13 protein-coding genes are annotated in these 12,759 nt (G+C 70.3%); 11 read left to right on the top strand and 2 right to left on the bottom strand.

All coding sequences use genetic code 11. The features are described from left to right. Positions 1-193 precede the first annotated feature (193 nt). From ABD331_RS57645 to hypF, 3 genes are all read left to right on the top strand, one after another. The gene (locus tag ABD331_RS57645) at positions 194-676 is read left to right on the top strand and encodes a CBS domain-containing protein (RefSeq protein WP_344495574.1); all 483 of its coding nucleotides are present in this window, start codon (positions 194-196) and stop codon (positions 674-676) included. Positions 677-787: 111 nt separating this feature from the next. Then, a complete protein-coding gene (locus ABD331_RS57640; RefSeq protein ID WP_344495572.1) occupies positions 788-1,444 on the top strand; it encodes a CBS domain-containing protein in 657 nt (218 codons plus the stop codon). A gap of 10 nt (positions 1,445-1,454) precedes the next feature. Beyond that, positions 1,455-3,677: a carbamoyltransferase HypF gene (gene hypF / locus ABD331_RS57635; RefSeq protein WP_344495570.1), complete on the top strand. Its 2,223-nt coding sequence runs from the start codon at positions 1,455-1,457 to the stop codon at positions 3,675-3,677. A 2-nt stretch (positions 3,678-3,679) separates the two neighbouring features. On the opposite strand, the gene ABD331_RS57630 is transcribed toward hypF, so the two are convergent. After that, positions 3,680-4,222, bottom strand: coding sequence for a response regulator transcription factor (locus ABD331_RS57630; RefSeq protein WP_344495568.1), 543 nt, complete (start codon positions 4,220-4,222; stop codon positions 3,680-3,682). Between the two features lie 123 nt (positions 4,223-4,345). Here ABD331_RS57630 and ABD331_RS57625 point away from each other — a divergent pair, with 123 nt between their 5' ends. Together ABD331_RS57625 and ABD331_RS57620 are read left to right on the top strand one after the other, a co-directional pair. Beyond that, complete coding sequence (locus ABD331_RS57625; protein WP_344495566.1) at positions 4,346-5,245, top strand: sigma-70 family RNA polymerase sigma factor; 900 nt, start codon at positions 4,346-4,348, stop codon at positions 5,243-5,245. A 14-nt stretch (positions 5,246-5,259) separates the two neighbouring features. Then, on the top strand, positions 5,260-5,736 hold the full coding sequence (locus ABD331_RS57620; protein ID WP_344495564.1) for a nitroreductase family deazaflavin-dependent oxidoreductase: 477 nt from the start codon (positions 5,260-5,262) through the stop codon (positions 5,734-5,736). On the opposite strand, the gene ABD331_RS57615 is transcribed toward ABD331_RS57620, so the two are convergent. Continuing rightward, on the bottom strand, positions 5,619-6,455 hold the full coding sequence (locus ABD331_RS57615) for a hypothetical protein (protein WP_344495562.1): 837 nt from the start codon (positions 6,453-6,455) through the stop codon (positions 5,619-5,621). The two genes, ABD331_RS57620 and ABD331_RS57615, sit on opposite strands and share 118 nt — an antisense overlap. On the opposite strand from ABD331_RS57615, the gene ABD331_RS57610 reads away from it, so the two are divergent. The 6 genes from ABD331_RS57610 (at position 6,388) to ABD331_RS57585 (ending at position 12,673) form a co-directional block, all read left to right on the top strand. Beyond that, positions 6,388-6,636, top strand: a complete 249-nt coding sequence (locus ABD331_RS57610) for an ATP-binding protein (RefSeq protein WP_344495640.1) — start codon at positions 6,388-6,390, stop codon at positions 6,634-6,636. The genes ABD331_RS57615 and ABD331_RS57610 overlap by 68 nt on opposite strands. Positions 6,637-6,705: 69 nt before the next feature. After that, the gene (locus ABD331_RS57605) at positions 6,706-9,003 is read left to right on the top strand and encodes a phosphoketolase family protein (RefSeq protein WP_344495560.1); all 2,298 of its coding nucleotides are present in this window, start codon (positions 6,706-6,708) and stop codon (positions 9,001-9,003) included. 16 nt (positions 9,004-9,019) lie between these two features. After that, entirely contained in the window at positions 9,020-9,856 is an 837-nt protein-coding gene (locus ABD331_RS57600; protein ID WP_344495558.1) for a universal stress protein, read from the top strand. A gap of 123 nt (positions 9,857-9,979) precedes the next feature. Further along, positions 9,980-10,891, top strand: a complete 912-nt coding sequence (locus ABD331_RS57595) for a hypothetical protein (protein ID WP_344495556.1) — start codon at positions 9,980-9,982, stop codon at positions 10,889-10,891. A gap of 24 nt (positions 10,892-10,915) precedes the next feature. Further along, entirely contained in the window at positions 10,916-11,371 is a 456-nt protein-coding gene (locus ABD331_RS57590; protein WP_344495554.1) for a universal stress protein, read from the top strand. A gap of 198 nt (positions 11,372-11,569) precedes the next feature. Beyond that, the gene (locus ABD331_RS57585; RefSeq protein WP_344495552.1) at positions 11,570-12,673 is read left to right on the top strand and encodes a tyrosine-type recombinase/integrase; all 1,104 of its coding nucleotides are present in this window, start codon (positions 11,570-11,572) and stop codon (positions 12,671-12,673) included. The last annotated feature ends 86 nt before the right edge of the window (positions 12,674-12,759 follow it).

Below are 12,759 nucleotides of genomic sequence, written 5' to 3'. Positions count from 1 at the left end.
CGACCTGCACACCTCCTGATGAAGGAGAACCTGCCTCAGGACCAACGGCGCCGCCATCGGGACTTCGTCCCCGGGCGTCGTGAGCCGCTTGCCGGGATGGTGGAGGTGAGAGACCCGAGGTGTGCAGGAGCGGCGTGATGGCCGCTCACCTCGCGGTCGGCGCGGACGGGTCCGCATCGGCGAAGGAGGCGTGATGAACATCGAGTCGCTGACCGCCGGGCAGGTGATGAGCCGCGTCCTGGTGGCGATCAAGCCCGACGAGTCGCCGCTGATGGCCTGGGAACTGATGCGCAGGGCCGAGGTGCACCACCTGCCGGTCGTAGAGGGGCGGCACGTGCTCGGCATCCTGACCCGCGAGCGGCTCGCCGCGTCCTGGTCCGGCGGGCCGCAGGAACAGTCCAGCCGCCCCGTCCGGGCGTTGCTCGGCCGCGAACCGGTGCCCCGGGTGCGCCAGGACACCCCGCTCGCCAGGGTCGCAACGCTCATGCTCGACGCCGGGTGCGACGCCGTGCCGGTGGTGTCCGGTGACAGGCTGGTCGGACTGGTCACGGCCCGGGACGTGCTGTCGGCCGTCGCCGGGCGCGCCAAGCCGGCCGCGGAGCCCGGGGAAGTGGTCACCGGGATGTTCCACCTCGAACCCGTCCTGCCGGAGGCCGACCCGACGGGAGGCGCATGAGGAACGTCCACGAGGCACGGGACCTTCGTCCCGATCACCGGGGACGTTCGCCGCTGCCCACGCGGGCCGCCGTACGCGAGCCTGGGACGTAGGAGAAAGAGGTGGAACATCATGTCGATCGAAGTCAAGGACGTCATGGGACACGTGGTGATCGCGGTGCTGGCGGACGCGTCGTTCGCCGACATCGTGGCCGCGATGAAGCGGTTCGCGGTGGGCGCGGTCACCGTCATCGACGCCGACCGCCGCCCGATGGGCGTGGTCTCCGAGGACGATCTGCTGCTCAAGGAGATCGACACGGTACGCCACAGCGTGTCGCTGTTCGAGTCCCGCAAGCAGCGGCGCGAGCACGAGAAGGCCGCCGCGGTCACGGCGTCCCAGCTCATGACGTCCCCGGCGATCACCGTCACCCCGGGCACCAGCGTGCGCGACGCGGCCCGGCTGATGCACACCGAGCGCATCAAGCAGCTGCCCGTGATCGACGTGGTCACCGGCAGGGTCATCGGCACCCTGCACCAGCGGGACGTGCTGCGCGTCTTCACTCGTCCCGCCGGCGAGCTGGAGGCCGACATCCGCGCCCTGCTGCCGGAGCCCGGCCCGTTCACGGTCGAGATCAACGCCGGCATGGTGAAGATCGGCGGGCGGGTGCAATGGAGATCGCAGGCCATCGCCCTCGTCGAAGCCGTGCGCAACGTCGAAGGCGTGGTGGACGTCGTGGGCGAGCTGGCCGCCGAGGACGACGACCTCATCGTCGTCCCGCCGCTGATGTAGGAGCGCCGTCGTGGACGCGGCATGGCACATCGAGGTGCACGGCATCGTGCAGGGCGTAGGCTTCCGGCCGTTCGTGCACCGGCTGGCGACGGCCATCGGGATCCGGGGACAGGTCAGGAACGCCGGCGGGCACGTGGTCATCTCCGCCACCGGCCCGCCGGCCTCGCTGGAGGCGTTCGTCTCCGGCCTGCGCACTCAGCCGCCCAGCGCCGCCCGCGTCCGGGACGTGCTCGTCACATCGGGGCCGCCGGAGCAGCAGGGGCCCGGCTTCGAGATCGTGGAGAGCGAGGTCGCACCCGGGACCCGCAGCGAGATCCCACCCGACCTCGCCACCTGCGCCGACTGCCTGCGCGAGCTGTTCGACCCGGCGAACCGGCGCCACCGCTACCCCTTCATCAACTGCACGGCGTGCGGCCCCCGGGCGACCATCATCGAGAGCCTGCCCTACGACCGGGCACGCACGTCGATGCGCGGCTTCGCGATGTGCCCGGCCTGCGCGGCCGAGTACCACGACCCGGCGAACCGGCGTTTCCACGCCGAGCCGATCGCCTGCGCGTCCTGCGGACCCCGGCTGCGCTGGCAGAACCTGACGGGTGACGTCGCGCTGCGAGCCGCCTCGGACGTCATCGCGGCCGGCGGTGTCGTCGCCGTCAAGGGACTGGGCGGCTTCCACCTGATCTGTGACGCCATCAACGACGAAGCCGTGTCCCGGGTGCGCGAGATCAAGGCCCGTGACGGCAAACCGCTGGCCGTCATGGTGCGCGACACGATCACGGCCGGAGCGCTGGCCGACCTCACCGACGATGACCGCGCCCTGCTCGGTGCGCCCTCCGCGCCGATCGTGCTGTCTCCACGCCGGCACGGCGTCCTGTCGCCCGGCGTCTGCCACGGCATGCCGGACATCGGGCTGTTCCTGCCGTACACACCCCTGCACCACCTGCTCCTGGACGCCCTGCGCCGCCCCCTCGTGGTCACCAGCGCCAACCACGCCGACAGCCCCATGCCGACCACTGAGATCTCCGGCCTGGCCGTGGACGGCGTCCTCACCCACGACCGGCCCATCGTGGCCCGCTACGACGACTCGGTGATCCGCTCGTTCGGACGAACCTCGATCACGATCAGACGCGGCCGCGGGCTCGCCCCCGCACTGCTGCGCCTGCCCGCCGCGGCGCCGCCGCTGGTGGCCGTGGGCGCCCAGCTGAAAAGCACCTTCACCCTCGCCGACGGCGAACGGGCGGTGCTCGGGCCGCACATCGGCGACCTGTCCGACGCCGAGACCCTCGAAGCCTACGACGAGGCGCTCGCCCACCTCGGCCGCCTGCACGGCATCGAGCCGCTGCACGCCGCGCACGACCTGCACCCCGGCTACCTGTCCACCCGCCTGGCGCGGCGCTGGCCCAACCGCGTCCCCGTCCAGCACCACCACGCCCACGTCGCCGCCGTCGCCGCTGAGCACCAGTTGCGGCCGCCGTTCCTCGGCGTGGCCTACGACGGGCTCGGCCTGGGCGACGACGGCACGTTCTGGGGCGGCGAGCTGCTGCTGGCCTCCTACACCGGCTATCGGCGGGTGGGCCGCTTCTCCCGCGCCCCCATGCCCGGCGGCGAGTCGGCCGTACGCATGCCCGCCCGCATGGCCCTCGGCTACCTGCTCGGCGGCGAGCTCAGCACCGGGACTGTCCCCGGTCACCTGCTCGGGCAGGAAGTCATCGCCCGCATGATCGCCCAAGGCGTCAACAGCCCGGCCGCCTCCAGCGCCGGCCGCCTGTTCGACGCCGCCGCCGCGCTGCTGGGCCTGTGCGAGGTGAACGGCTTCGAAGGCGAGGCCGCCACCCGGCTGGAACAGGCGGCAAGCGCCTTCCCCGGAACGGAGCCACTGGCCTGGCGACTGGAGCGGCGCGACGGGCTGTGGCTGTACGACGGCGTGGCGACCCTGCGCCACCTGCTGGAGGCCAAGGCCGACCGTGAACCGGCCGGCCGGATCGCCGCCGCCTTCCACGCCACCATCGCGGCCGTCACCGTGCTGCTGTGCGAACGGGCCGCCGCCGAGCACGACGTCACCCAGGTGTGCCTGTCCGGCGGCGTCTTCCAGAACCGGCTGCTGGCCACCGACGTGCTGACCAGGCTGTCGGCGGCGGGCTTCGAGCCGTACATCGGCGAACAGGTCCCGGTCAACGACGCGGGCATCAGCTACGGGCAGGCGGCCGTGGCGGCGGCGCGCCTGTCACGCGCATGACGTCACTGCTTGCGGTCGGCGCGCAACCGGGCCGCCAGGGCCGCCGCCTGCGTACGGCGCTGCATGTCCAGCTTGGACAGCAGGTTCGAGACGTAGTTCTTGACCGTCTTCTCGGCCAGGAACATGCGCTCGCCGATCTGCCGGTTCGTCAGCCCCTCGCCGACGAGGTCGAGAATCTGCCGCTCCTGGTCGGTGAGCGCGGCGAGGGGGTCCTTCCTGGCGGTCTGGTCGCGCAGCCGCTGCAGCATGGCGGCGCCGGCCATCACCGCGTCGAACAGGGCGTCGTCGTCGGCGAACGAGGTCAGCATCAGGCACGCCAGCCCCGGCACGCGCGAGCGCACCTCGCGGCAGACGTCCACGCCGTTGCCGTCGGGCAGCCGCACGTCCAGCACCGCCACGTCGGGCATCAGCGCCGGGATGCGCGCGATCGCGGACTCCGCCGTGCCCGCCTCGCCGATCACCTCGAGGTCGTCCTCGGAGTCCAGCAGGGCGGCCACACCGCGCCGCACCACTTCATGGTCATCGAGGAGGAACACCCGAATCATGCCTGTGACGCTACCGAAGCGGTAGCAGCGCCGAAAGGACGAAAGTCCCGCGAGCTGGAGTCGTACGGCGCTGGGCGGGCGGCGATCTCCAGCGTGTCCTGGAAGGGATACGGAGGAGGAAGCATGAACCCCGGAGCTGACCCGGTCGGCGACTACCTGACACGCATCGGCCGCACGCCGCTGCTGACCGCGGCCGAGGAGATCGAACTGGCCCAGCGGATGGCGTCGGCCGCCCACGCCGCCCAGCGCATCCGGCAGGGCGGCGCGGAGCCGGAACTGCGAGACCTCGTCGCCGACGGCCTGGCGGCCAGGCGGCACCTCATCGAGGCGAACCTGCGGCTGGTCGTGTCCATCGCCAAGCGCTACGCCCACCGCGGCATGTCGCTGGCCGACGTGATCCAGGACGGCAACCTCGGGCTGATCGAGGCCGTCGAGCGCTTCGACCACACCCGGGGCAACCGGTTCTCCACGATCGCCACCTGGTGGATCCGCAAAGCCATCCAGCGGGGGCTGGAACACGCGCCCACGGTGCGGCTGCCCATCGCCGTACAGGACGAGCTCGCCAAGCTGTCCCAAGCCGAGACCCGGGCACTGCACCGGCTGGCACGCGTCCCGACCGAGCGGGAACTGGCCGAGGAGGCGGCACAGAAACCCGCCAGGCTCGCCTTCCTGCGGCGGCTGCCCGCCACCTGCGCCAGCCTCGACGTCGAGGCAGGAGAAGAACGGCACCACTACACCCTCGGCGATCTGATCGAGGACGATCGAACGCCGGCCGTCGAGCACCTGGTCGAGCAGCGGGCGCTGAAGAAGGTGCTCGACCGCCTCGTGGACGGGCTCGCGCCACGCCAGGCGTTGATCGTGCGGCTGAGGTTCGGGCTGGACGGGCACGCCCCGCACACGGCCCGGCAGATCGCCGAGAAATGCGGGCTGACCCCGCAGTGGGTCCGCCAGATCGAGAAGGAGTCGCTCAGCACGCTGCGCGGCCGTGGCAGATCGTACGGCCTGCGCGCGTGGGCGAGCTGAGAAGGGGGAGCACCATGAGAAGCGACACGCGCCGCTCCGGGCGCTGGCTCCGGTGGATGTACCGCGGCGGCCGGCCCCATCGCCTGGCACGCGCCATGAACCGGTCCTGGACGGTGGTGCACTCCAGCGGCCTGATACCCCACCTGGTGACCTTGGAGGTGCCCGGACGCCGAACGGGACGGATCCACTCCTTCCCCATGGTGATGGCCGACCACCAAGGAGAGCGGTACCTGGTGGCGATGCTGGGGCAGCACACCAACTGGGTGCTCAACCTGCGTGCGAACGGCGGACGGGCGGTGCTGCGGCACGGCCGGCGCAGGAGCGTCCTGCTCACCGAGGTCGACCCCGCCGAGCGTGCCCCGATCCTGCGCCGCTACTTGGCCCTCGCCCCGGGCGCGCGCCCGCACATCCCGGTGGAGCGGCATGCGCCGCTGGAGGACTTCCAGCAGATCGCTGCCCAGATCCCCGTGTTTCGCATCACGGCCCCGTAAACGGGCTCCTTCGGCCATGACTGGTCCGGCAGAGGCGCACGACCCGGGGAAACTCCTGAGGAAGGAGGCGGCACGTCAGGGGTGATCGTCGAGGAACCGTGTATATACGTCCCAGGTTCTCCAGGAGGGTGCCGGCTGAGGCGTTCGACGTTGCACTTGGCTCGGACCGGGCAGGGTTGGCACTGGCTCTTGGTGAAGCGGGCCACGATCAACGGGGCGACGGTCAGCGAGGATGTCGAATGAGGGCCGTGCCAGCCCTTGCTGACCTGGCCCTGCGGGCAGGTGACTTCCTGCCGGTCGAAGTCGATGCGAAAGTCGTCGCGGGCGAAACCCTCACCCTGGCGGTTTTGGTGGGTGGGGTTGCCTGAAAGCGGTCCGACCACGGTGATCTGGTGTTCACGTTCGGCCTGTTCGAGGTGGACCAGGGAGGTGTAGCCACCGTTGAGCAGGTGCTGCTCGGGCCGGCGGCCCCGGCGTCCCAGCCGGGTGTGGATGCCGGGCAGGACCTCAGTGTCAGCGCTGGTCGCGGGCATGGTGACCACGTCCGTGATCACATCGGGGCCGTTGGCCGAGGGCGGCAGACCGCTGTCGTCGTCATCGTCACGCCAGCGCAGCCGCCCGGTGGAGTCGCAGTAGTAGTTCTGCACCAGGATCTGTCGCAGGGCCTGCACCTGGGGGCCGCCCAGCAGGCCGGGATGGTTTCGGCTCAGGTGTTCCAACGACCAAGCCGTTCAGCGCCTCATCCTGGTGGTCACGGACGACGGCATCGGCATGAGCGAGCCAGGACGCCGCAGCGGCCTGCGCAACATCAAGGAAAGAGCCGTCCGGCTGGGCGGCACCACGGAACTGGAGTCCCCGGACGCGGGCGGGACGCGGCTGCGCTGGCAGATCCCTCTGTGAGGTTCGGCCCGGGAGCCTGAGGACCAAGGTCCCTAGGCCGGGCCCGCGCCGGTGGGCACCATCGTGACCATGACGACGACGCAGACGATCGACGCGTACTGGCGTGCCGCCAACTACCTGTCGGTGGGACAGATCTACCTGCTGGACAACCCGCTGCTCACCGAGCCGCTTCGGCCGGAGCACGTCAAACCCCGCCTGCTCGGCCACTGGGGCACCACACCCGGGCTGAACTTCTGCTTCGCCCACCTCAACCGCGTCATCGGCGAACGCGCCCAGGACATGATCTACATCGCCGGCCCCGGCCACGGCGGCCCCGCCGCGGTGGCGCACGCCTGGCTGGAGGGCTCCTACTCGGAGAAGTACCCCGAGGTCTCGCGGGACGCCGACGGCATGCGCAGGCTGTTCCGCCAGTTCTCCTTCCCCGGCGGCATCCCCAGCCACGTGGCGCCCGAGACGCCCGGCTCGATCCACGAGGGCGGCGAGCTCGGCTACGCGCTCGCCCACGCCTACGGCGCCGCGTTCGACAACCCGCGCCTGGTCGTGGCCTGCGTGATCGGCGACGGCGAGGCCGAGACCGGCCCGCTGGCCACGAGCTGGCACTCCAACAAGCTGCTCGACCCGCAACGCGACGGCGTGGTGCTGCCCATCCTGCACCTGAACGGCTACAAGATCGCCAACCCCGCGCTGCTGTCGAGGATCCCCGAGACGGAGCTGCTCAGGCTCATGGAGGGGTACGGGTACCGCCCGCACGTCGTCGGCCCCTCGCACGAGGAGATGGCCGCGACGCTGGACGAGGTGTTCGACCAGATCGCCGCCTACAAGGACGGCCTCGCCGGCCGCCTGCCCATGATCATCCTGCGGACGCCGAAAGGCTGGACCGGGCCGCGCGAGGTCGACGGCCTGCCCGTCGAGGGAACCTGGCGAGCCCACCAGGTACCCCTGTCAGGCGTCCGCGACAACCCCGAACACCTGGCGCTGCTGGAGGAGTGGATGCGCTCCTACCGCCCGCAGGAGCTGTTCGACGCCGACGGACGTCCGATGCCCGCCGTGCTGCGCGCCGTACCCGAAGGACCGCTGCGGATGAGCGACAGCCCGCACGCCAACGGCGGCGAGCTGCTGGCCCCGCTGGCCCTGCCGGACTTCCGCGAGTACGCCGTGCAGGTGAAGGCGCCCGCCGCCCAGTCGAGCGAGCCGACGCGTGTCCTGGGCACGTTCCTGCGCGACGTGATCGCCGCCAACCCGCACACCTTCCGGCTGATGGGCCCGGACGAGACCGCCTCCAACCGGCTGCAGGCCGTCTTCGAGACCACCACGCGCGCCTGGAACGCCGCCGTCGAGCAGACCGACGAGCACCTGGCACCCGGCGGCCGGGTGATGGAGGTGCTGAGCGAGCACCTGTGCCAGGGCTGGCTGGAGGGCTACCTCCTCACCGGCCGCCACGGGCTGTTCAACTGCTACGAGGCGTTCATCCACATCATCGACGCCATGTTCAACCAGCACGCCAAGTGGCTGCAGGCGGCCAAGCGCATCCCCTGGCGACGGCCCGTCGCCTCGCTCAACTACCTGCTGTCCTCCCACGTGTGGCGGCAGGACCACAACGGCTTCAGCCACCAGGACCCCGGCTTCCTCGACATCGTGGTCAACAAGAAGGCCGAGGTCGTGCGCGTCTACCTGCCGCCGGACGCCAACACGCTGCTGTCCGTCGGCGACCACTGCCTGCGCTCGCGCGACTACGTCAACGTCGTCGTCGCGGGCAAGCAGCCCGTGCTCGACCTGTTCACCATGGACGAGGCGATCGCCCACTGCACCCGCGGCCTCGGCATCCTGCCCTGGGCCTCCACCGACGCCGGCGAGGAGCCCGACGTGGTGCTGGCCTGCGCCGGCGACGTGCCCACCCTGGAGACCCTGGCCGCCGCCGCCATCCTGCGCGAACACCTGCCGCAGCTCAAGGTCAGAGTGATCAACGTGGTGGACCTCATGCGGCTCCAGCCGCCGTCCGAGCACCCGCACGGCATGCCGGACGCCGAGTTCGACACGCTGTTCACCACCGGCAAGCCGATCATCTTCAACTTCCACGGCTACCCGTGGCTGATCCACCGCCTCACCTACCGCCGCCACGGCCACGCCAACCTGCACGTGCGCGGCTACAAGGAGGAAGGCACCACCACCACGCCGTTCGACATGGCGATGCTCAACGACATCGACCGCTACCACCTCGTCATGGACGTCATCGACCGGGTCCCCGGCCTGGGCGCGACCCAGGCACACCTGCGCCAGCGCATGAGCGACGAACGTCTGCGCGCCCGCGCCCACACCCGCGAGCACGGCGAGGACGTCCCCGCGATCAGCGAGTGGACCTGGGCCTGAACAGGAGGAGGCAGCCATGAACGAGGACGAGCTGGGAGTCGTGGTCGGCTACGACGGCTCCCCACCGGCAGGGGCGGCCCTGCGATGGGCCGCCGCCGAGGCCGCCGGCAGAGCACTGCCGCTGACCGTCTGCCACGCCTGGGACTGGAACCACCACGAGTGGCCCGGCGAGCCGGTGCCGCTCGAACTCGTCCGCCGCCCCGCCCAGCGCCTGGTCAAGGCCGCGGCGGCCTGGGCCGCCCGGCACCATCCCGGCGTGCCGGTCAACACGCTGACCGACCGCGGCTCACCGTCCGCACTGCTGACCGACCTGTCCGCGGACGCGGCGCTGATCGTGGTCGGCAGCCGCGGGTACGGCGAGGTCAGAGGCCTGGCAGCGGGCTCGGTGAGCGGCCACGTCGCCACCCGCGCCCGCTGCCCGGTGATCGTCATGCGCGGCGACCCGCAGGAGCGCGACGCCCATGAGGTCCTGGCGGGCTTCGACGGCTCCCCGGAGGCCACCACCGCGCTCGGCTTCGCCGCCGCTGAGGCGCACCGGCTGGGAACTCGCCTCCAGGTCCTGATCGCCCAGTGCGAGCGGGGCAGCCGCATGGACACGTTCGAGCTGCGCACCCAGGCACGCAGCTCGTCCTGGAGCGAACTGATCAGCCGGCAGCGAGCCCTGCCGGGGCTGGAGGCCGGGGTCGAGGTCGTGGACGAGCCCGCGCGTCCGGCGCTGCTCGAAGCGGCGCGCAAGGCCTGCCTGCTGGTGGTCGGCGCACGTGGCCTGGGCGAGGTCCGCGGACTGCTGCTCGGCTCCGTCAGCCAGGCCATGGTGCACCACGCGCCCTGCCCCGTCGCCGTGGTGCACTGACCGGACGAGCGCCCCGGGACAGGATTTCGGCCGCTCCAACCGGGGCTTACGCCTCTGGGCAGGCTCCGCGGCGAGCGAAAGGGTTGCGGTGAAGCCCCGAGCCTCCCCTAAGGGGGTATCCCGATGGACGACGAACCGCGCCTGTCCTCCTCCTCCCCGCCGCTGCACGCCATGCCCGGCCCGCGCTTGCGGGCAGCCTGGTGGCTGAGCGGCCTCGTCGTGGTCCTCACCACCGTGGCCGCCGCGGCCGGGCTGCTCACCGACGGGCTGTATTCCGGTCCCGTGGTGCTCACCGCCAAGTTCCGCGGCAACGACCTGGCGACCCTGGTCGCGGGTGTGCCCCTCCTGACAGTGGCGCTCGCCGCATCGGTACGGGGCTCCACCCGCGGCGGCCTCATCTGGGCGGGCATGCTCGCGTACTCGATCTACAACTACGCCTACTACGTCTATGACCCCGCCTTCAACGACCTGTTCCTGCTGCATGTCGCCATCGTCGTCCTGTCGGCGGCGTCGCTCGGGCTGGCGCTCACGGACCTGGACGTCGCCGTCCGTGCCCGGACGGCGATGCGCTGGGCCGGCGGCCTGCTGCTCCTGCTGGCCACCGCACTCGCCGGCATGTACGGCGTCTGGCTCGTCCGCCAGGCCGTCACCGGCGAGCCGCCGGCGGACGTGCTGCCGCTGCCCCAGGCGCAGGTCCACCTGGGCATGGCCCTCGACCTGACCATGGTCGTGCCCACCCTGGTCCTGGCAGGCGTGCTGCTGTGGCTGCGCTCCGCCTGGGGGTACACGCTGGGCGTAGCGACGTGCGTCTACGTCGGGGCATACCAGCTCAACTACCTGACGGCGCGGTATTTCGTCGCCCAGGCGGGTGTTCCAGGAGTGGCGTACGCCGAGCCGCTCGACCTGCTGATCCCGATCCTGCTGCTGACCGCGGTGCTCGCCCTCGTCATTCACCCAGGTGAAGGACCAACGGCGGGCTCGATCGGGACTTCGTCCCCGGGTGCCCATGTCCCTCCAGGGCGACGCTGGACGTGACAGATCAAAGCGAAGGGGTGCGAAATGGCTGGACACATCGTCGTGGCCGTGGACAGATCCGCAGCGGCAATGGCCGCCGTGGCATGGGCGGCGGACGACGCCCGGCGCAGGAATCTGGGCCTGCGCATCGTGCACGTGCACGAGCAACGGCCGGGCGAACACCCGAGGGGATGCTGCGCGAGCACGCTGACCTCCGCCGCCGACCTGGCCCGCGGAACGGCGGACGGCATCCAGGTGAGCACAGAGCTGCTGGCAGGCACCGTCGTCGACCGGCTGCTCGAGGAGTCCGGAACCGCCGACACCATGGTCCTGGGCAGCCGTGGCCTGGGCGGGCTCGCCGGAATGCTGGCCGGCTCCGTGAGCCTGGCCATGGCCGGACACGCCAGGGGACCGGTCGTGGTCGTGCGAGGCCCTGAGAGCACCCGGCACGGCTGCGTCGTGGTCGGCTACGACAACTCCTCGGGGAATTACGTTTCTTGAAAGATCTGTGAACTCCCTGACCACGCTTGCCCGGTCCAGCATCGACTTCGATGGAGGCGCCTGTCTAGCGAATTGAGCTGTACGGCTACCAGTGATCTTCCGTTTGATGAAAGATAGTTGCAGCTAACGGAAGGCGGTTCGGTGAGCGCGCGAGGGAGTGAACCGCCAGGCTCAGCTCGTCTGGAACTGTGCCACGGAGTGGTGCTGCTGCATCCAGAAGATGCAGTACTCGAGGCGATGCTGTCCGGGTGGGAAAAACAGCAGCGGGGAGGGCGACGCCTGCAGCCGGACACGGTGGAGTCGCGCAAGAGCATCGTTCGCCGTTTCGTGTCCTACACCAACGAGTACCCCTGGCGCTGGTCGGCCGGCGACATGGACGAGTGGAGTGCTCAGTTGGTGATGATCGACCGATTAGCGGAATCCACGATCCGCTCCTATCAGGGGGCGATCAGGATGTTCTGCGACTACATCACCTCGCCGCACTATCGGTGGGCCGACGAATGCCAGGCACGGTTCGGCACGCATCCCGTGCAGATCTGCCAGGAGTGGAACACCACGGCGCACCTGGTCGAGTACGAGGGCGGGCCAGGGCGTCGGCCGTTGTCCCGTCAGGAGTGTCAGGCGCTCTTTGACTACGCCGATGAGCAGGTCGAACGGGCGATCCGGCTGGGGCGCAAGGGAGCGTTGACCGCTTACCGGGACGCCACCGTGCTGAAGGTCATCTATGCCTGGGGATTGCGGTGTACCGAGGCCAGCAAGCTGGATCGACACGACTGGTACCGCAATCCTCAGGCCCCGGAGCTGGGCAGGTTCGGACTGCTGAACGTCCGGTGGGGCAAGCGTTCACGCGGGTCGGCACCCAAACGACGGATGGTGGCTTCAGTCATGCCATGGGCCGTCGTCGCGGTCGATGACTATCTGACCAACATCCGACCTCGCTTCGGACTGGAGGATCATCCGGCGATGTGGATCACCGAGCGCGGCGGGCGGCTTCGTCCGCGGGAGATCGAGAAACGCTTCGCGACCTACCGCGACGCGCTGGGAATGGACGAAGATCTCACACCGCACTGCCTGCGCCACAGCCACGTCACCCACCAGATCGAGGACGGCGTCGACCCCAAGTTCGTCCAGGTACTCTTGAGCTGTTCGGAGAGTGTCTATGACGTCCAGAACGAAGACGTGAACGCCGGAGATCCCTGTGGTGGACGTGGTTATCTACCGCCGTCCACCACGCGGATTTTTCGGAGGTTCAATGCTTGTTTGTCAATGGCCTTTGAGCTCTCCCCGCTGGCGGCCAGATAGTTCACACGCTGGTGGCCATGAGGGTGTCCCCAACGGCGGCCAGTTATCTCCCCGCCGTTGATGGATGTGTGGGTCAGGTGAAGGGC

This window comes from Nonomuraea monospora, from assembly GCF_039531895.1.
GTDB classification, from domain to species: domain Bacteria; phylum Actinomycetota; class Actinomycetes; order Streptosporangiales; family Streptosporangiaceae; genus Nonomuraea; species Nonomuraea monospora.
Note: the sequence above shows the minus strand (reverse complement) of the source record. Positions and strands in the feature narration are given on the sequence as shown.